The sequence below is a fragment of the Streptomyces virginiae genome (genome assembly GCF_040638905.1).
Classification (GTDB): domain Bacteria; phylum Actinomycetota; class Actinomycetes; order Streptomycetales; family Streptomycetaceae; genus Streptomyces; species Streptomyces virginiae_B.
In genome coordinates this window covers 127,068-146,619 of record NZ_JBEZYV010000001.1, presented here as the reverse complement: position 1 = coordinate 146,619, position 19,552 = coordinate 127,068, and the positions used below count along the sequence as shown (strand labels likewise).

Sequence of the window (19,552 nt, the reverse complement as noted above, 5' to 3'; positions counted from 1 at the left end):
CGGCTACCGGCCAGCGGCCAGCGGCTCGGCGGACGGAGCGTGCGGAAAGGTCGTCACCGCTTCCGGTTCGGGGGCCCGGCCGCGGTCCTGTTCGAACGTCCGGAGCAGGTCCGCCGCCACGCTCACCGCGATCGTGGCGGGCTCCTTCCCGGTGATCCCCGAGATCCCGATCGGCGTCTTGATCCGGTCGATCGCGGCGGGGGCGTGGCCGCCCTCGGTCGCCAGGCGCCGGCGGAACCGCGACCACTTCGCCGACGAGCCGATCAGGCCGATCGAGCCCAGCCCGGCGGTGCGCAGGGCGGCGTCGCACAGCGCGGCGTCCTCCGCGTGGTCGTGGGTCATGATCAGGACGTGGGCGCCGGGTGGCAGCTCCGCGAGCACCTCCTCCGGAAGCAGCAGGGCGCGGTGCACGTGGACCTGTGCCACGGCGTCCGCGAGCACACCGAGCCGTTCCTCTGCGAGCATCTCCGGGCGGGTGTCGATCAGGTGCAGGTCGAGGTCCTGGCGGGCCAGGATGCGTGCCAGCTCCAGGCCGACGTGCCCGACGCCGAAGACCGCCACGGCCTCGACCACCGGCAGCGGTTCGAGCAGCACCGTGACGGCGCCGCCGCAGCACTGCAGGCCGTGCGGGCCGGTGACCTTGTCGTTGAGGGCGAACTCCATCAGTTCCGGCTCCGTATCGGCCGCGCCGGTCAGCTCGCGCGCCCGGTCGACGGCCACGGCCTCGATGTTCCCGCCGCCGATCGACCCCCACGTCTCGGTGCGCCCCACGACGAGCTTGGCACCGGCCCGTCGGGGCGCGTGTCCGCGTACGGTCGCGACGGTCACGAGCACGCCGGGTTCCCGGCGCGCCCGCAACCGCGCGACCGCGGCCACCCAGCTCATGTCAGGCATGGCTCAGGGCGCTTGCTTCGGCGGGGACCCCGCTGCCGTCGGGCGCGTGCCCGCCGGGCCGCGTGCCGCCGCTGCGGGCCTTCTCCACCGCCCAGTACACCGCCTCGGGCGTCGCCGGGGAGGCGAGTTCCACGCTGATTCCGCCGGGCCCGAACGCCGCGGCGGCCTGCCGCAGCGCCTCCCGTACGCAGAAGGCCAGCATCAGCGGGGGCTCGCCCACCGCCTTGGACCCGTAGACCGCACCCTCCTCCGTGGCGTTCTCCAGCAGCCTGACGTTGAACTCCTCCGGCATCTCCGAGAAGCTCGGCAGCTTGTAGGTGCTCGCAGCCTGCGTCAGCAGCCGGCCGCGGTTCGGGCCGTCGCCGGCGTCCCACCGCAGGTCCTCCAGCGTCAGCCAGCCCGCGCCCTGCACGAAGCCGCCCTCGACCTGACCGATGTCGATCATGGGGGAGAGGCTGTCGCCGACGTCGTGCACGATGTCCACCCGCCGGATCCGGTACGCGCCGGTGAAACCGTCCACCTCCACCTCGGCCGCGGCAGCGCCGTAGGAGAAGTACTTGAACGGCGAACCCCGGAACACCTTCGCGTCCCAGTGCAGGCCCTCGGTCCGGTAGAAGCCGGCCGCCGACAGCTGGACCCGCTGGAAGTACGCGGTGCGCACCAGGTCGTCCCAGGCCACCTGCGCGTCGCTGCCGAGGACCCGCGCGACGCCGTCGACGATGCGCACGTCCGAGGCGTTGGCACCCAGCTGGGTGCCGGCGACCTGGAGCAGCCGTTCACGGATCTGCTCGCAGGCGTCCTTCACCGCGGCGCCGTTGAGGTCTGCCCCGGCGCTGGCGGCGGTGGCGGAGGTGTTGGGCACCTTGTCCGTACGGGTGGGTGCCAGCCGCACCTTGTGCAGCGGGATGCCCAGCGTGGTCGCGGCGACCTGGAGCATCTTGGTGTGCAGGCCCTGCCCCATCTCGGTGCCGCCGTGGTTGATCAGGACCGAGCCGTCCTTGTAGACCAGCACCAGCGCGCCGGCCTGGTTGAAGGCGGTGAGGTTGAACGAGATCCCGAACTTGATCCCGGTGATCGCGAGAGCCCGCTTGGTGTACGGGTGCGCGGCGTTGAAGGCCGCGATCGAGGCCTTGCGGTCGGCGATGCCGGCGTCGTCGTGGACCTGGCGCCAGACGGCGGAGATCCGCTCGGGGTGCAGGACCCGCTGCCCGTACGGCGTCGAGTGGCCCTGCCGGTAGAAGTTGCGTTCGCGCAACTCCACGGGATCCAGGCCGAGGAGCGGTGCGCACCGGCCCATGATGTCCTCGATCACCAGCATGCCCTGCGGTCCGCCGAAGCCGCGGAAGGCCGTGTTGGAGACCTTGTTGGTCCTGGCGATGCGGCCGGTGACGCGCGCGTTGGGAATCCAGTAGGTGTTGTCGATGTGGCAGAGCGCCCGTGCCACCACGGGCTCGGACAGGTCCAGGCTCCAGCCGCCGTCCGCGGTCAGGGTGGCGTCCAGGGCCTGGATGCGTCCCTCGGTGTCGAAGCCGATCTTCCACGTGGCGTGGAAGCCGTGGCGTTTGCCGGACATGGTCAGGTCCTGGGTGCGGTTGAGCCGTACACGGACCGGCCGGCCCGTCAGCCTGGCGCCGAGGGCGGCGACTGCCGCGAACCCGTGGGGCTGCATCTCCTTGCCGCCGAAGCCGCCGCCCATCCGCAGGCACTGCACGGTCACCTCGTGGCTGTGCAGGCCGAGCACGTGAGCGACGATCTCCTGCGTCTCCGAGGGGTGCTGGGTGCTGCTCTGGACGAACATCTGCCCGTTCTCGTCGACGTGGGCCAGTGCCGCGTGCGTCTCGAGATAGAAGTGTTCCTGATCGGAGAAGTGGAACTCGCCGGTGAACACGTGCGCGGAGTCGTCGAAGCCGGCGTCGACGTCGCCGGTCACCATCACGGGCCGGGCGCCGTGGAAGCTCCCGGCCGCGATCGCCTCCCGCAACGTGATCACGGAGGGCTTCTCGTCGAGTTCCACCTCGACGGCCGCCGCACCGAGCCGGGCCGCCTCCAGGGTCTCGCCGAGCACCCAGGCGACGGCGTGGCCGTGGAACATGACGGTGTCGGGGAACAGCGGTTCGTCGTGCTTCATCCCGGCGTCGTTGACGCCGGGCACGTCGGCGCCGGTCAGTACGCGGACCACGCCGGGCACGGCGAGCGCGGGCCCGGTGCGCAGCGCGGTGATTGTGCCGTGGGCCTTCATGACCTGGACCGGGTAGGCGTGCAGTACGTCCTTGGTGCGGTGGACCAGGTCGTCGGTGTACAGGGCGGCGCCGGTGACGTGCAGGCCGGCGCTCTCGTGCGGCAGCGGAAGGCCGACGACGGGCTTCTCGGGGCGTTCGGACAGATGGCTCATGACGACACCGCCTCGGTGGTTCGCGCGTACAGCTTCATCAGGCTCTGGCCGAGCATCGCGGAGCGGTATCCGGCGCTGGCGCGGTGATCGTCCATCGGCGTGCCCTCGGTCCGCAACACCCGGGCCGCAGCCTCGGCGGTCCGCGCGGTCCAGGGCCGGCCCTCCAGTGCGGCCTCGGTGGCGAGGGCGCGGATCGGGGTGGCGGCCACGCCGCCCAGGCCGATGCGCGCCTTGCGGACGGTCCCGTCCTCGATGTCGAGCGCGAACGCCACCGCGACGCTGGAGATGTCGTCGAAACGACGCTTGGCGATCTTGTGGAAGGCCGCGACCGGTGACAGCGGCAGCGGGACGCGCACCGCGCGGATCAGTTCGCCGGGGCGGCGCACGCTCTGCCGGTAGCCGGTGAAGTAGTCGCGGAGGGGTACCTCGCGCTCGCCGTCGGCGTCGGCGAGCACCAGGGACGCCTCCAGTGCGAGCAGTACCGGCGGGCTGTCGCCGATGGGAGAGCCGGTACCCAGGTTGCCGCCGAGGGTCGCGCTGTTGCGGATCAGCCGGGACGCGAACTGCGGGAACAGCTCCGCCAGCAGCGGGACGCTGCCGTCGAGGCGGCGTTCGATCTCCGTGAGGGTCTGCGCCGCCCCGATCTCGATGTGGTCGGATCCGACGCGCAGTTCCCGCAGTTCGGGCAGCCGGTCGACCGCGACCACACAACCGGCGCGACGGGAACGGATGTTGACCTCGACGCCCCAGTCGGTGCTGCCGGCGACGACCACCGCTTCGGGCCGCTCGCGCAGCAGCCGCAGCGCGTCGGCCAGGGTGCCCGGCCGCAGGAACGAGCTGTCGTCCTGTGTGTACCGGGTGGCGACCGGTTCGGGCGGGGACTGCTCGCGGCGCCGCGCCAGGGGGTCGTCCTCGGCGGGCAGGCCGACGGCGAACGCGGCGTCGCGGATCGGGCGGTAGCCGGTGCAGCGGCACAGGTTTCCGCTCAGCGCGTGCAGATCGAAGCCGTTCGGACCGTGCTCGGAGCCGTCGGCCCGGCCGGCATGCGCGCAGCGGTCGGGCCGGTAGTACTCGGAGGCCATGCTGCAGACGAACCCCGGTGTGCAGTAACCGCATTGGGAGCCGCCGCGGACGGCCATCTCCTCCTGCACGGGGTGCAGCACGGCCGGCGTACCGGATGCGTCGGCGGCGGCGAGGCCCTCGGAGGTGACGACCTCCTGCCCGTCGAGCGCCGCGACCGGGACCAGGCAGGCGTTGACCGCCACCCAGTCGGTGGGCTTGTTCACGCCGGGACGGGCCACCAGGACCGAACAGGCGCCGCATTCACCCTCGGCGCAGCCTTCCTTGGTACCGGTCAGGCCCCGCTCGCGGAGGAAATCGAGCACCGTGGTGTGGGGCGGCGCCGGGGAAATCGGTGTTTCTTTCCCATTGACCGTGATCCGCGCCGCTACCACGGCACGTCCTCATTTCGGCGCGCGGTCGATCGGACTGTCCAAGTCGCCATTTCAGAGCTTTCTCTTCCGGTGGTCGCGGCCCGGGAACGCGCAGCGCGACGCCTCGGCACGCGACGGCGTGCCGTAAGTGGTGACATAGATGAGAAGGTGCCGGGGCCGCAATGGGGCACGCCGACGAGGGGGCTGCTCAGCAGCCGTGGGCTACACGACCCGGAGCCCAGGCGATCTGGTGTGCGAGGCGAATCAGGCCGGAGATGGTCGACATCCGGTTTCGCCTCCTTCCAGCAGCTCACGAGCGGGTGCGGTCGAAGTTACGTTGCCGCAGCTTCATCGGTCAAGCACTTGTCGGTGCATTGCACGAAAGCCGGCCACCGCGACCGGCCGGTATTCCTACGCGGAACCAGCGGAGCCCGCATTCCCTTCGGTGGCGGCGTCACTGTACGGCGGCGGGGTGCGGGCACCCCGGCAGCGACGGCCGGTCCTTGGTCCGTACGGCGGGGAGCCACGCCGTGGACTGCGCGGAGCCGGCGGGGAGACGGACGCGGTACCAGCGGGTGGAATGCCGGTCCTCCTCGTCGATGATGGGCCGGCCGTCGGCCAGCTCGCACTCGGCGGCGAGGACGTCGCCGTGCCACACCCGGGTCGCCACGACGTTCTGCGCGGCGTACGGCTTCCGGGGATCGATCGCCAGGCCCAGGCTGCACTGCTGGTCCCGGTCGGACCGCTCCTGGCAGCCCCGCTCCGCGTTGAACACCCGGACCGTGCCGGTCACCGCGCCCGTACGGCCGGGCGGAGCGTACGAGCCCGCGCGTACCCCGTCCGCGCACAGGGCCGCCCCGGCGATGCCGCAGAGCGCGGTGGCCAGTACGGCGGTGCGGGCCCGGCCGCCCTGCCGCCTTCCCGCCCCCGGTGCCGCTTCCGCCCCCGGCATCCCCTGCCGGGCGGCGGAGATACGGGCGAGCAGGCTGTCGGCGGTGTGCGGGGCGCGCGCCGCGTGCGTCGGGGCGAGGCAGTCGGCGGCCAGGTCGCGCCAGAACGGCGGCAGGGCGTGGTCCAGGCGCAGCGGGGCACGGCCCGCGCCGTACTCCTGGACCGCCGCGCCCCGTGCCACGGGGGTGGCACCGGCGAACGGAGAGCCTCCGGACGTGAACACCTCATGGATGACGATGCCCAGCGCCCAGATGTCGGCGGTCGGCCGGACCAGTACGCCGAGTTCCCCCAGGGGCGCCCGCCAGCGCTCGGGCGGGAGGTAGTCCAGGGTGCCCATGGGCGGCGCGTAACCGTGCGTCCCCGTCAGCTCGGTGGCGAGGCCGAAGTCCGAGAGTTTCACGGAGCGGTCCGCGCCGAGCAGGACGTTCTCCGGCTTGAGATCGGCGTGGACCCAGCCCGAACGGTGGAGATGGGAGAGCCCCTCGCAGATCTGCGCGATCAGCCGGCCCCGTTCGGCCTCGGGCACCCCGGCGTCGACCAGCTCCCGCAGACTGGCCGCGGCCCTCTCCATGACCAGCACGATCGCCCCGTCCAGGGCGGGCCGGTCCGGTGCGCGGAGCACGAAGGTCTCCAGGAAGCCGATCAGGCGTGGATGCCCCAGACGGCGCCCGAGTTCGACCTCGCGGCGGGCGGACTCCACGATCCTGCGCGCCTGGCGCGGCGCGAGAACGGCGGTCGGCATGATCTTGAGCGCCACCTCGGCGGGGCCGGGACGGCCGCCGGCGGGAGCGCGGGCCGGGAGTACGTCGGCCGGCCGCGCCGCGTAGACCGTGGACCAGCCTCCGGACCCGATCAGCTCGGTGACCACCCAGCTCCCCACCCGGTAGCCGGGCGGGAGCAGGTCCGCGCGGTCGCACTCGGTCGTACCGCCCAGGCCGAGCCGTGCAGTCATCGCCCGGCCTGCCGCTCCCGCCCGCGAGCCCCCGTCAGGGGCGGCAACAGCGCGAGGTGTTCCTCCCGTACGAGCCCGAACCGCAGCCCGAGCCCGACGATCTCCTCCCGCTTGCCGTTGCGGCGTTCGCCCCTGCCGTGCTCGGCGGGGTGGTCCAGGACCCCGATGCGGAGCTTCTCGTCGGCGAGGTAGTCGATGTGCGAGCTGACCGCCCGCGCGGTGAGAGCGCCGCAGGCGGGGTGCGGCCTGAGCCGCTCGACGATCTGCGGGGTGGTGGGTACCGCCACGCGGGACTGGTCGCGCAGGCGCGGTTCGCAGAGCGCGACGAGGACGAGGAAGTAGGTGGCCGTCTCGTCCAGGGAGTACGCGGTGACCGTGCGGTTGCCCCAGGGGACGCCCATGGCCTCCGGGTCCAGATAGACGTGGTCGGGCGCGAACACCTGGAAGGAGACGGGGACGTCGCCGCGGGCGGGCAGCACCACGCGCGCGAACTCGAACGGGACGGGCGCCCCCACCCGTCGCGGCGGAACCCTCAGGTATTCCCCCGCGCCCTCCGGGTTCTCCACCAGATAGCTGTGGGTGCTGCTGTGGTTCGTCAGCTGCCAGTGGTCGTCGGTCACGCGGATCTCACCGGCGAGCCGGGAGATCGCCGCGTCGGCGAGGCGCAGCTCGACGGGTACCGCGGTGGAGCCCCGCCCGAAGCGGGCGACCTCGCCCGGGCCGAGCCGCAGGGTCACCGGTTCGCCGCACGGTGCGCCGCCGCCGGTGCCACCGCTTCCCCGCGGCAGATGGACGACTACGCCGCTCACCGTTCCCCCTGTTCCACGCGTCGCACTTGCCGGACGTGCGGAACGATACTCACCTCACGGGGGAGTTGACCGGCGTACTTCGGCCACTTCGGCCGGGGCCGCCGACGGGGGCGGCGGTTCGCGGACGGCGACGGCCGGGGCGCCGGGATCTGGCCCGCTGCGGCGGGCGCGCAGGCCGCGTCGAGCCGCCCACAGTGGGCAAAGTCACCGTGTCACAAAGGGGCGGAACGCCGCTTCGAGGGCTTCGCGGCGCGTCCTCGCCCCTGTTTTCCCTGTGCGGGTGGCGAGATCCGGACGCCCTGGTCAGAGCGCGGGACTGCCCGACGCGAGGGGCGCGACCGTGCGATCACCGAAGGCCGACCACGGCCGCCACCCGCCCCTCGGCCGGGCCTGGACGCGGGTCCGCAGCCGGCCCTCGGCGGTCACGGCGAAGACGTGGGTCCGCCCGGCCGGGTCGAGCACGGCCGTGGGGGTGGCGGCGAGCCGGACACCGGGCTCGCCGAACTCCCCGCCGGGTGCCGGGTCCCCGCCCGGAGCGACCTGCCAGCGGTGGTCCAGACGGGCGCCGCCGGGCGTCAGGGAGAACGCCTCCAGCCGGCCGTCGGCGTTGACGGACAGCGCCGGAGCGGCCGCGCTCCAGCCGAACATGGGCAGCCATGCGTCCCAGCCGCCGCTGGGCACGGTCTGCCGCCGGTGGAAGGTCCCCACGCCCGACGGTCCGATCGCGGTGACGGTCAGCCGGCCGCTGCCGTCCCGCGCCACCCGCGGGGCCGCGCCGGCCGCCGTGCCGAACCGGTGCCAGGCGGCGGTCCAGGGGCCGCCCGGGGCCTCCTGCCACCGGTGGTCGATCGCGGCGCCGCCGGGTGCGAGTGCGAACACCTCCAGCCGGCCGTCGGCGTTGGCCGCGACCACCGGCGGTGCGCCCGCGGGCCCGCCGAATCCGGGCTCCCACGGCTCCCAGGCCGGTGCCCCGGGTGTCCGCTGCCGGCGCCGTGCGACGGAGGCGCCGCCGGGACTCAGGGCGAAGACCTCCAGTCGGCCGTCGGCGTCCCGGGCCACGGCGGGGGCGGCTCCGGCCGGGCCGCCGAACTCCTCCCATGCGTACCAGCCGCCGTCCGGCCGCTGCGCCCGGTGGTGCAGGTTCGCCCCGCCCGGCGCGAGCGAGAACACCTCCAGCCGGCCGTCGGCGTCGCGGCCGAGCGTCGGTACGGCGCCGGCCGGCCCGCCGAAGGTCTCCCACCGCGACCAGGTGTCGGCGTCCGGATCGAGCTGGACCCGCCGCAGCACCGACAGGTCCGAGGCGTCGAGCGCGAACACCGTGAGGCGGCCGTCGGCGTCGAGCCCGGCCACCGGATGGTCCGGGCTCTGCCACGGCGGTGGCGTGTCCCGCCAGTGCAGGGGTGCCACGTACAGCCCGTGCCGGAACCAGCCCGCGGCGGTGGCGTACCACCGCTCCCCGTCGGCGACCACCTCGACGGCGTGACCGGGTACGTGCCCCGCGTCTCCGGCGAGTTCGAAGCGGAAGGGATCCCGGGACGCCAGCACGTCGGTGCCCTCGTATCCGCCCCGCGGCCCGACGAACAGGTAGTACCAGCCGCCGCGTTCGACGACGTACGGCGACTCCGTGACCGACACCGTCGCGTCGGTGCTCGCGTCGGTGAACGCGACACCCGGTTCGCTCCAGCGCAGGAGGTCGGCGGAACGGCGGTGGGCCACGACGTGGCGGCCGCCCGCGCCCGCGACTTCGGTGTAGTACATGACCCACTCGCCGCCGACCCGCAGCACCATCGGGTCACGCGCCGCGAGCCCCCGGAACAGCGGGCCGGACGGCTCACGGGTCCAGGTGAACAGGTCGGTGGACGTGGCGAGGTTGATCGCGGCGCCACGCGCGCCACCCGCGGCGTAGAACATCCAGTACCTGCCGTCCGCCTCGACGACGTGCGGCGCCCAGAGGTGTTCCTCGCCGAAGTAGGACGGGTCGACGGTGAGCGCGTCGGGGTGGGTGGTCCACGGTCCGTGCGGGCTCGGCGCGGAGGCGTGCGCGAAGGACGTCTCCGCCGAGCTGTCCGGGGATTCGCCGCGGGGCGCGCTGTTTCCGACGATGCCGAACAGGTGCCAGCGGCCGCCGGCCTTGATCAGCGTGTGGTCGTTGAGGTAGCGGGGGCCGGCGGCGGTGGCGGGGTCGTGGACGTATGCGAAGGGGCCCGCGCCGACCCACTGGCGGGGCGTGGCGTCCCCCGCGGTCCCCGTCCCGGTCCCTGGCCCTGGCTCTGTTCCGGCCCCGGCCGTGGCACGGCCGGCGCCCAGGAGCGGGAGCGTGCCCGCCCCGGCGGCACCCTTCAACAGGGTCCGCCTGCTGATCGGAAGCATGGTCTCTCCAGTCGGAAGGGCGGGCGGGCACGGGCGCGGATCAGTCGAGGGCGGGGCCGGCCCCGTCGTTGACCCACATCCACTCCGACCAGGTCGCGAACCCGGTCTGCCATTTGTGGTAGGTGCCGGCGCGGCCGGAGGCGAAGACCTCGATGCGGCCGTCGGCGTTGGCGGCCGCCGTGACTTCGGTGCCGCCGGTGCCGAAGGCGGCCCACTCGCCGTAGCGTGCGTTCGGGGCGGTCTGCCAGGTGTGCATCGCGGTGACGGCGTTGACGGCGAAGACCTCCACGCGGCCGTCCGGGGTGCGTTCGCTGGTGAGCTGCGCGTCCGCGGGACCGCCGGTCGGCTCCCACTGCGACCAACTAGTAGGCCCTGCCTGGTACTTGTGGAACACGCCCACCGGCCCGGAGGCGAACACCTCAAGGCGGCCGTCGGCGTTGCGGTCGACGGTCAGGTCGTGGCCGCCGCCACCGAAGTCCTCCCATGCGGACCACCCTCCACCGGGCGCCGTCTGGTACTGGTGCTGGAAGGTGGTGCCGTTGAGCGCGAACACCTCCAGACGACCGTCCGGTGCCTTCTCCATCTCGACACGGCTGTCGGCGGGGCCGCCGGCGGGCTCCCACTCGGACCAGCCGCCGTTCGCGGCCGTCTGGTACCGGTGGAAGAGCCCGACCGGTCCGGAGGCGTAGACCTCGATGCGGCCGTCGGCGTTCACGCCGGCGGCGGTGTCCTTGCCGCCGCCGCCGAAGGCCTCCCAGTTCGACCAGCCGCCCGACGGGGACAGCTGCCAGCGGTGCTGGAAGGTGCTCCCGTTGACGGCGAACACCTCCAGGCGTCCGTCCGCGTTCGGCGCGATGGCCAGTTCGGCGCCGCCGCCCGGTCCGCCGAGCGGCTCCCAGGCCGACCAGCTGCCGTTGACCTCCTGCTGCCAGGCGTGGTGCACGCCGTCGGCGCCGGCCGCGAACACTTCCAGACGTCCGTCCGCCGAGCGTGCCGACACCACCCGGCCCGACTCGGCCGGGTGCACCGGGGGCTTGGGCCGCGGACCGCTGCCCGGCGTACAGGGCAGCACCACGCCGCGCTCCGCCAGGTAGGCCTCGGGGTCGATGCCGTACGAGGTGGACGGGTCTCCCCAGATCCGCAGGTGCAGGTGGGGGCCGGTGGAGTTCCCCTCGGCGCCCATCAGCGCGATCTGCTGGCCGGCCGCGACGCGGTCGCCGACGGAGACGTCCCGCCGGGTCATGTGCCCGTACTCGGAGATCCTCCCGTCGGGGTGCAGGACGCGGATCCACTGGCCGTAGTCGCCGGTGTACCCGGAGATGGTCACCTCGCCGTCGCCCACGGCGTAGATCGGCGTGCCCACGTTGTTGGCGATGTCGACGCCGTTGTGGCCGCTGTGGAAGTGCTGGGACACGAACCCTGCCGCCGGGCACGCCGCGGTGAGCTCGGCGGGCCGGGCCGCGGCCGGAGTGGTGCTCACCAACAGGGCCGGCAGCAGGGCGGCTGTCGCCGCGAGAACACAGTGCAGTGCGCGTCGGAATGGTTTTGGAAGCACGGGACGCTCCTCCCCCTCGGCGGTCCGGGCGTGCGAACGGTCTGGAAGGTAGCAACGGCGCCGGAGCGGGAGACCCCGGAAGGTTACGGACTGACAGCCGGCAGCCGGTCCGCTAGGGCGGGTCCGCGGGGCACCGCCGGCCGAACCGGCGCTTCCGGACTGCGTGACCACGGCCGGGGCCCGATGGACGGGCCGCCGGGGCCCGACGGACGGGCCGGGCTCCGGCGGCGGCGTACGGGCGGCGGCTGCGGGGGCGTCCGGTTGACTAGTTGACCGCGGGGCCGGAACCGTTCAGCCAGCCCCACTCCGACCAGCTTGCGAACCCGGTCTGCCACCGGTGGTAGACGCCGGCGTGGCTGGTGCCGAAGACCTCGATGCGGCCGTCCGCGTTGTTGCCCGCACCGACCGCCGTGCCGCCGCCGCCGAAGTCCACCCACGGCGAGAACGCGGCGTTCGGGCCGGTCTGCCAGGCGTGGCTCGCGGCGCCGGCATTGATCGCGAACACCTCCACGCGGCCGTCGACCGACCGGGAGGTGGTCAGCTCGGCGTTGGCGATCCCGCCGGTGCCCGTCCACTGCGACCAGGAGGTCGGGCTCGTCTGCCAGCGGTGGAACACACCGTTCGCGTTGGACGCGAACACCTCCAGCCTGCCGTCCTGATTGTGGCTGGCGGTCACGGCGTGTCCGCCGCCGCCGAAGTTCTCCCAGGCGGACCAGCCGCCGTTGGCGCCGGTCTGGTAGAGGTGCTCGAACGTCGAGTCCGACAGGGCGAAGACCTCGAGGCGGCCATCGGGGGCGTTCTCGACGGCCAGCCGCGCGTTGGCCGGGCCGCCGCCGGTGCCTTCCCAGCCGGCCCAACCGCCGCTGGGCGCGCTCTGCCAGCGGTGGAAGACCCCGTCGGGGTTGGAGGCGAACACCTCGATGCGGCCGTCGGCGTTGCTGCCCGCTGCCAGGCGGTGGCCTCCGCCGCCGAAGTTCTCCCAGGTGGACCAGCCCGCACTGGGCGCCGTCTGCCACATGTGGTCGAAGGTGCTGTCCGACAGGGCGAACAGCTCCAGGCGCCCGTCCGCGTTGGCCGCCACGGCCAGCTGCGCGTTGCGCGGACCGCCCGCGAACCGCCACTGCGACCAGTCGCCGTTCACCGCGGTCTGCCACGAGTGGTAGACGCCGTCGGCGCCGGCGGCGAACGCCTCCAGGCGTCCGTCCGCGGACCGCCCGGACACCACCCGGCCCGAGGCGTAGGGGTGCCGGGGGCCGCTGCTCATACCGGACCACAGGGCGTTGGCGATGAGCGTCGCGTCGTCCGCCTCGATCGCGTACAGGCCGCGCAGGTCCTCCCGGGGCCGCTGGACGTGCCAGCACACCTCGCCGATCGCCTCGTCGTTCCACGAGCCGCCCGGATACTGCTGTTCCATCGCGTCGAGGAAGGCGTTCGTGGCGTGGGCCGGGTTCAGGCGCTCCTCCCGCGTACCCCACCAGTCCTGCTGCTGGAACAGGCCGAGGCTGGTGTAGTCGACGGCCTGTGCGTAGTTGTTCATGCTGCTTTCCACGATGATCGTGGCGATGGCGATCGCGGCGGCGCGCGGACCCAGCCCCCGGTCCTTCACCGCCTGCGTGACCATCCGCGCGCAGGACATTTTGTAGCCGTTCAGGTAGCCGGCCATCTTGGCGTGCAGCTGCGGGTTGAGCTGATCGGCCATGACGCCGTCGGCGGCCGACGGTCCGGCCGGGTCACAGGGGACGGTCGGAATGGCGAAGCCCTGCGGGCCGCCGAAATAGCGGGAGACGCCGGCGCGTTGGCCGTCCGGGCCCGGAAGGGGCCCTTGCCCGGCCATGGCGGGCGAGCTGGTCATCGCGATGACCAGGGCCCAGACCCCGGCCATGACGGCCAGTCCGGTGAACATGCGGCATAAGCCGATTCTCGACATGGTGTGCCCTTTTCGTCGCGTCGTGGAGTGCCCGGCGCTGCCGGCCGGTCCTGTCCGGTCGCCGGCGGCCGACGGTAGGAGGCAGCGATGAAATGCCGATGGCACGGGTTTCATCGGGATGTCATCGGCCGCTGCCACTGTCGTCCGGTGACCTCGGCCGACCGCGTACGCACCGGGAAGCGGACGCGCGGGCCGACTACTTGGGGAGGATCGACATGCGAGCACGAAGGATGGCGGCGGCGTCGGCCGGACTTCTTCTGACAGCCGGAATCTCAGTGGTACAGGCGCCCACGGCGCAGGCCGCGGCTCCGTGCGAGGGTACCTACACGATCGTCGTCGGCGGCACGGGCAGTTCGTGGAACAACGACGGCTTCTACGGCAACATCCAGCAGCACGTCGGGTACCCCACCCAGATCCCCAACGGCGCGAGCGCCCGCGCGGGCGTCAACGAGCTGAACCGGCTGGTCCGCGACCAGCGTGCCGCGTGCCCCGGCCAGCACGTCAAGATGGGCGGGTACTCCCTGGGCGCCGCGGTGGTGCACATCTGGGTCACCGAGAACTGGCAGACCTTCGACAACGTCAACGCCGTCCTCATCTCCGACCCCAAGCGCCAGGGCCCTCCCGGTGCCAACGGCGGAGCCGTGCCGTTCGGAGGCTTCGTCGGCGCCCCGCTCGCCGGCGCCGACAAGTTCTTCGGCAACGTGCCGGTCAAGACGATCTGCCACTGGGACTACGTCTGCGACGAGTCCGCGGGCATCTGGACCTACCCGGAGAACCACGTCAAGAACTACCCCGCCGACTTCAACATGGATCACCACAACGACAGTGCCAACGAGGTCTGGTACAACGGCGCCTGGTATCCGGCGTAGTCACACGAGGCGCGTCGGCCGCGTCGTCGGCGGCGGCCGCGTCGGCGGCTTCCGACCGCCCGGCGGGGTGGGGCCGGGGCCGTCGTCGTCACCGCGCAGGATCATCTGTCGGGTCCGCCGCAGCATCCGGCTCGGCGCGACCCCCAGGTCGTCGGCGAGCCGGCGGCGGGCGCGATCGAACACGGTCAGGGCGTCGGCCTGCCGGCCGGCCCGGTACAGCGCCCGCATCAGCATCGCGGCCAGCTGCTCGTTCAGGGGGTCCGCCGAGGACAGGGCGAACAGCTCGGCGATCGCCTCCGACTCCTGGCCCAGCCGCAGTTGCGCCTCCAACTTCCGCTGCACGATGGCGGTCCGGCGCTCGCCGAGCCGCATCCGTTCCAGCTCGGCGAGCGGTCCGGGCAGGCCGGCCAGGAGCTCCCCGCGGAACAGCTCCAGCGCCTGCGCGCACAGGCGGACCGCCTCGGCCGGTTCGCCCGCCCGATCGGCCCTGCCGATGTCGGCGACCAGTTCCTCCATGCGCGCCACGTCCACGTCCACCGCGCCGGCGACCAGCCGGTAGCCGTGCCGGGTGTGCTCGATGACCGAGTCCGGGCCGTCGTGGTCCGAGCCGTTGCCGCTCCGCAGGGCCTTGCGCAACCGGTAGACGTACACCGGCACCACGTTCGCCGCCGGCGGCTCCATCCCCCATACGTCGTCCAGCAGTTCGTCCCGGCTGAGGATCCGCCCCGCGCCCAGGGCCAGCGCCGCGAGTACGGCCTGCTGGCGGAGGTGTCCCAGGTCGAGGGGGCGACCGTGCTGCGTCGCCCGCAGCGGCCCGAGCAGACAGATCCGTATCCGCCGGCCGGCCGGCCGACCGGCGGCGCTCCGCGGCACCGGGTCCGGCGGGCGGGTGCGGGGGCCACGTCCGGGGGCGACCAGGCCGCAGTCGAAGGCGTGGACGATGGCGGCGGCGCGGTCGCGCAGTCCGAGTTTGGTGAGGATCCGCGCGAGGTGTGCGGCCACGGCGTCCTCGGGGAGGGCGAGGGCGGCGGCGATCTCCTCGTCCCGCAGCCCGCAGCCGACCGCGGACAGCACCCGGCGTTCGAGGGGCCCCAGCACGGTGCCGGTCGGGCGGCGGTCATCGGTGGCGGTCGTCGGCATCGCGGCTCCCCGGGCTCCGGACTGGTCGGTCTGACGGGCGCCGACAAGCTAGTCAGGAGAACAGGGGGCAGGGCATCCGGAAGGATCCGGAGTGACATGCGGGCCCGGCATCCCTATCGAGGCCTCACACGGGCAGTCGGTGGAGGACGACATCGCACAGGGCGCCGTCCTCGGCGGTGAGGGTCAGGTAGGTGTGGTGGGGCTGGCGGCGGCGGTCGGTGGGGGAGCCGGGGTTGAGCAGGCGGAGCCCGCCCGGGGCGGTGGAGTCCCAGGGGATGTGGCTGTGGCCGAACACCAGGACGTCCGTGTCGGGGAAGAGCGCGGCGCACCGCCGTTCGCGTCCGGCGGCCGGTCCGGTCTCGTGGACGACGGCGAAGCGCAGGCCGCCGATTTCCGCGCGGGCGACCTCGGGCAGTCTGCGGCGCAGGGCGGGCCCGTCGTTGTTGCCGTACACGGCGATCAGGCGCCGCGACCTCGACTCCAGTACGTCGAGGGTGGCCTCGTCGGTCCAGTCCCCGGCGTGGATCACGACGTCGACCTCGCCGACGGCCGTCAACAGGTCCTCGGGAAGGCGCTTGGCCCGCGAGGGCACGTGCGTGTCCGAGGTCAGCAGCAGCCTCATGGGCCCACGGTAGCCGCCACTTTCCGGCGCACGGCTCCCGGCACACCGCCCCGTACGGTGAGGGCGGATCCCGGCCATGGCGTGAATTGCATCACGGGGGGCGATTGTGTCACCCCTTGTCCGTTTCCGCCTGGGCGAACCGCCCGGTCAGGGGGTTACGTTGCTTCCCACCACCGGCGTCGTCCCGACCCGGGCGACAGGAGCGCGATGAGGATGACTGCGGCCGCGCGGGTCGTGCTGTCGGCCGTCCCGGCGACGGGCGCTCTCGGCGCCTGGGGCGCCTTCTTCTCGTCGTGAGGGCGCTGGGCGGCCGTCGACCGCCCCGCGCCCCCGTGCGGCCCGCCCCACCCCAAGGAGAAACGCATGCCGGTGAAGCAGAGGCCGCGCCCGTGCCGCCGGCTGTCCGCCGGCTGGGCCGTCGTCCTTTCCTTCGATGTCCTGGCCACGCTCATTACGGGCCTCGTGCTGTGCGCCGCAGGCGCGCTGCTGCCCGGGATCACGGAGGACTACGGCCCCGCCACCGAGCCCACCTCGCCCATGGCCATGGCGTTGTTCCTGTCCGCCCTCCTGCTGGTCTCGTCGCTGGCCGGGACGGCGGTCCTGCTCTCGCGGGCCGGCACCGAGCGTTCGCGTACGCTCGCCCTCCGGCTCTCGGCCGTTCGGCTCGCACTGATCGTGCTCCCGGCCGCCGCCTTCGTGGTGTACGGCATCATCACCATCGAGCTCGCCTGAGGCGACCCCGGTACTACGCCGCCGGTGCCAGGTCGCGGGCGGTGCCCGTCCGCTCGTACGCGTGCCCCGCGCGCAGCACCGCCGCCTCGCCGAAGGGCCTCCCCATGAGCTGCATGCCGATCGGCAGGCTCTGCGGGTCCAGGCCGACCGGGACGGTCAGCGACGGGACGCCCGTGACGTTGGCGGGGGCCGACAGTCGTACGTAGGCGTCGGAGGCGCTCTCCACTGTGCCGTCGCCCCAGGTCACGGTGGTCTGCCCGGCGTCGACGGCCGTCATCGGCACGGTGGGCGCGGCGATCACGTCGACCGCGCCGATGTCCGTCGTCTCCAGCCACGCCTGCCGTACGAGCGTCCGCGCCCGCTGAGCACGCAGGTAGTCGCCGGGTCATCAGCTCGCCCTCCTCCAGCAGGACCCTTACGTCCGCCGAGTAGAGGTCGGGCACCGCCCGCAGCGTCCGCTCGTGGTACGCCGGTGCCTCGGGCACCATAAGCCCCCACTGGGTCGCCCGGATGTAGCGCGTCATTGGGATCTCGACGTCGACGAGCCGTGCGCTGAGGGCCTCCAGCCGGGCGATCGCGCCCCGTACCGCGGCTTCGACGTCCGGGTGGACGTGGTCGAAGTAGTAGTTGCGCGGCACACCGAACCGAAGCCCCGTCAGGTGCGTGCCGGGGCCCGGCCGGTAGTCGCCGGGCGGCGGCGCGACGGACGCCGGGTCGCGCGGGTCGTGGCCGACGAAGGCGGCCAGGACCCGCGCGGCGTCCTCCACGGTGCGGGTGATGGGCCCGACGTGGTCGAGCGACCAGGACAGCGAGGTCACGCCGTGCCGGGGCACCAGCCCGTACGTGGGCTTCTGGCCGACGACCCCGTTCAGGGCGGCATGCACCCGGATCGATCCGCCGGCCACCCGGCTCCGGTCCCAGGCGTTGCCGGTCTGAGGGGTGGTCAGGCCGTAGGCGAACTCGTGGGTGTGGGTCTTGCCGACGAACACCGCGCCGGCCGCGGAGAGCCGTGCGGCGACCGTGCCGAACGCCGGGAAGGCCGCACGCGGTGTCCGGACCCCGAAGCCCGCCGGGGCGGCCGGGTCAGGGAGCGCACACGCGTACCGCGAACAGGACCGCGTCGTCACGGGCGTCCCGGGGAGCGACGGCGTCCATGAGGGACCGCAGCAGACCGTCCAGCGGAACGTCCGGGGGAGCGGCGGCGAGCCGGTGGGCGAGCCGGTCGACGTTGTCCTCGATGTCCCCGCCCGGCTCCTCCACCAGCCCGTCGGTGTACAGCAGCAGGGTGGTGCCCGGGGCCAGGGAACGGCTGTCGCAGGTGCGGGGACCCGGCTCCAGGGCGTGGTGCAGCAGCACGTCGTGTTTCGTGAGGCTCTCCACGGCGCCGTCCGCGGTGACCAGGAGCGGGGCGGGGTGGCCCGCGTTGCTCCACCTCAGCTGCCAGTGGCCGTCGCCCATCGGAATGAGATGGGCGTGGAGGGCGGTGCCGCTGGCCGGGAGGTGCAGCCGGCGGCAGGCCCGTTCGAGCGCGCCGAGCGCCTGTTCCGGGCCGTCGCCCGGATGGTCGTGATCGGCCTGGCGCAGCATGCTGCGTACCTGGCCCATGAGGGAGGCGGCCCGCGTGTCGTGCCCGGTGATGTCGCCGACCGTCAGCGCCACGGCGCCCGCCGCTTTCGTACCCGGTGCCACCGGCAGGGGATAGGTGTCGTACCAGTCACCGCCCACCATGTCGTCCTGCGCGGCCGGCCGGTACAGGGCCGACAGCTCCAGGCCGGGTACGTCGGGGAGTTCGGTGAGCATGGCACGCTGCAACTGCCGGGCGACGGTGACCCGTTCGTCGAGGTGCAGGGCGCGCTCGACCGCCTGGGCCGTGTAACCGGCGAGCGTGGTCAGGACCGCCCGCTCGTCCACGCCGATCCCGTGCGGGGCGTCCCAGCCCAGGACCAGCGCCCCGAGGGTGCCGTGCGTGCCGCGCAGGGGCAGGCAGGCGGCGGTGCCGTGGTCCAGGGTGTCGAACGCCGGGGTGGCCAGGGGGCGGCGGCCGGGAGCGGTGTCGGCCCCGTCGCTCTCCGGCGGCGTACGGACCACGATCATCCGGTTCTCCCGCACCGCGCGTGCGACCGGCCAGTCCGAACCCAGGGGGAAGGCTCCGGTGCCGGCGACGCCGGCCCCGCCGGGCGTGGCGAAGTCGCCGTCGACGGGACTCAGGACGTGGTGGAGGATGCCCTGCCGCACCAGGACCAGATCGATGCGGGCCGGCTTGAGGTCCCCGCTGACCAGGTCCCCGACCCGCTGGCGGACGTCCTCCAGGCCGCTGGTGTCGGCGAGGTCCTCGGACGCCCGCAGGAGCAACTCGGACCGGTTGAGGAGTTCGTGCACGCGGGTCGCCTCCCCGGCCGCCGCGTGCGCCGCGTCCTCCGCCGCCTCGCGGGCCTGGCGGACGGTCTCGGAGCGCGTCCGCATCCGCATCTGCGCGCTGCACGCGGCGGCGAGGTCCGACAGGTCCCGTACGTCGTCCTCGCTCCACGCCCGGGGGGCGCGGTCCGCGACCGCGAGGACGCCCAGCAGCTCACCGGAACCCCCGACGAGGGGGACGCCGCCGAACGCGAAGGGCGCGCCGTCGTCGTCACCGGCATGGGACAGGAAGCGGGGCCGCCCGTCCCCGGCGACCCGCCGGCAGTACGCCAGTACCGCAGGGTCGGGCCCCGTCCCGGTCGGCCAGCACTCGGGGACCGCGCCCGCGGCCTCTGCTGCGGGCTCCAGCCAGACGAGCCCCAGCGGTACCGCCAGAAGCCGTGTGGCGAGCCGGGCGAACCGATTCAACCCGTTTCCTCTCCTACCGGGTTGCACCTGCAGCCTCGATACCTCCCATCGTAGAGGTGTCCCGCCGATCATGCCGGGTCCGG

The 19,552-nt window shown here is 73.5% G+C and carries 13 protein-coding genes and 1 pseudogene; 2 read left to right on the top strand and 12 right to left on the bottom strand.

What is annotated here, in order from left to right; translation table 11 throughout:
- Positions 1–3: 3 nt before the first annotated feature.
- The 8 genes from xdhC to AB0F82_RS00745 all read right to left on the bottom strand — a co-directional run bounded on the left by xdhC (position 4) and on the right by AB0F82_RS00745 (position 13,283).
- Positions 4–885: a xanthine dehydrogenase accessory protein XdhC gene (gene xdhC / locus AB0F82_RS00780; RefSeq protein ID WP_362623376.1), complete on the bottom strand. Its 882-nt coding sequence runs from the start codon at positions 883–885 to the stop codon at positions 4–6.
- A gap of 1 nt (position 886) precedes the next feature.
- Positions 887–3,286, bottom strand: a complete 2,400-nt coding sequence (gene xdhB, locus AB0F82_RS00775; protein WP_362622270.1) for a xanthine dehydrogenase molybdopterin binding subunit — start codon at positions 3,284–3,286, stop codon at positions 887–889.
- Complete coding sequence (locus AB0F82_RS00770; RefSeq protein WP_362622268.1) at positions 3,283–4,740, bottom strand: xanthine dehydrogenase small subunit; 1,458 nt, start codon at positions 4,738–4,740, stop codon at positions 3,283–3,285. The genes xdhB and AB0F82_RS00770 overlap by 4 nt, the downstream gene beginning before the upstream one ends.
- 433 nt (positions 4,741–5,173) lie before the next feature.
- Positions 5,174–6,622 carry a serine/threonine-protein kinase gene (locus tag AB0F82_RS00765; RefSeq protein ID WP_362622265.1) on the bottom strand — a complete coding sequence of 483 codons (1,449 nt, stop codon included), beginning with the start codon at positions 6,620–6,622 and terminating at the stop codon, positions 5,174–5,176.
- Positions 6,619–7,431 (bottom strand): FHA domain-containing protein, encoded by an 813-nt coding sequence (locus AB0F82_RS00760; RefSeq protein ID WP_362622262.1) that lies wholly within the window; start codon positions 7,429–7,431, stop codon positions 6,619–6,621. The genes AB0F82_RS00765 and AB0F82_RS00760 overlap by 4 nt, the downstream gene beginning before the upstream one ends.
- Before the next feature lie 303 nt (positions 7,432–7,734).
- Positions 7,735–9,801 (bottom strand): family 43 glycosylhydrolase, encoded by a 2,067-nt coding sequence (locus AB0F82_RS00755; RefSeq protein WP_362622260.1) that lies wholly within the window; start codon positions 9,799–9,801, stop codon positions 7,735–7,737.
- A gap of 40 nt (positions 9,802–9,841) precedes the next feature.
- Positions 9,842–11,356 carry a peptidoglycan DD-metalloendopeptidase family protein gene (locus AB0F82_RS00750; protein ID WP_362622257.1) on the bottom strand — a complete coding sequence of 505 codons (1,515 nt, stop codon included), beginning with the start codon at positions 11,354–11,356 and terminating at the stop codon, positions 9,842–9,844.
- A 265-nt stretch (positions 11,357–11,621) separates the two neighbouring features.
- The gene (locus AB0F82_RS00745) at positions 11,622–13,283 is read right to left on the bottom strand and encodes a peptidase M23 (protein ID WP_362622255.1); all 1,662 of its coding nucleotides are present in this window, start codon (positions 13,281–13,283) and stop codon (positions 11,622–11,624) included.
- A gap of 215 nt (positions 13,284–13,498) precedes the next feature.
- Between AB0F82_RS00745 and AB0F82_RS00740 the strand changes: the two genes are divergently transcribed.
- Complete coding sequence (locus tag AB0F82_RS00740; RefSeq protein ID WP_356811516.1) at positions 13,499–14,152, top strand: cutinase family protein; 654 nt, start codon at positions 13,499–13,501, stop codon at positions 14,150–14,152.
- Here AB0F82_RS00740 and AB0F82_RS00735 read toward each other — a convergent pair whose 3' ends face one another.
- Positions 14,153–15,292, bottom strand: a complete 1,140-nt coding sequence (locus tag AB0F82_RS00735; RefSeq protein ID WP_362622253.1) for a BTAD domain-containing putative transcriptional regulator — start codon at positions 15,290–15,292, stop codon at positions 14,153–14,155.
- Between the two features lie 124 nt (positions 15,293–15,416).
- A complete protein-coding gene (locus AB0F82_RS00730; protein WP_362622250.1) occupies positions 15,417–15,914 on the bottom strand; it encodes a metallophosphoesterase family protein in 498 nt (165 codons plus the stop codon).
- A gap of 363 nt (positions 15,915–16,277) precedes the next feature.
- Here AB0F82_RS00730 and AB0F82_RS00725 point away from each other — a divergent pair, with 363 nt between their 5' ends.
- Positions 16,278–16,646, top strand: a complete 369-nt coding sequence (locus tag AB0F82_RS00725; protein WP_362622248.1) for a hypothetical protein — start codon at positions 16,278–16,280, stop codon at positions 16,644–16,646.
- Positions 16,647–16,659: 13 nt separating this feature from the next.
- On the opposite strand, the pseudogene AB0F82_RS00720 reads toward AB0F82_RS00725, so the two are convergent.
- Both AB0F82_RS00720 and AB0F82_RS00715 read right to left on the bottom strand, forming a co-directional pair.
- A pseudogene (locus tag AB0F82_RS00720) lies at positions 16,660–17,677 on the bottom strand (amidase); the annotation flags it as partial.
- Between the two features lie 52 nt (positions 17,678–17,729).
- Positions 17,730–19,469 carry a SpoIIE family protein phosphatase gene (locus AB0F82_RS00715; protein ID WP_362622245.1) on the bottom strand — a complete coding sequence of 580 codons (1,740 nt, stop codon included), beginning with the start codon at positions 19,467–19,469 and terminating at the stop codon, positions 17,730–17,732.
- Positions 19,470–19,552 lie beyond the last annotated feature (83 nt).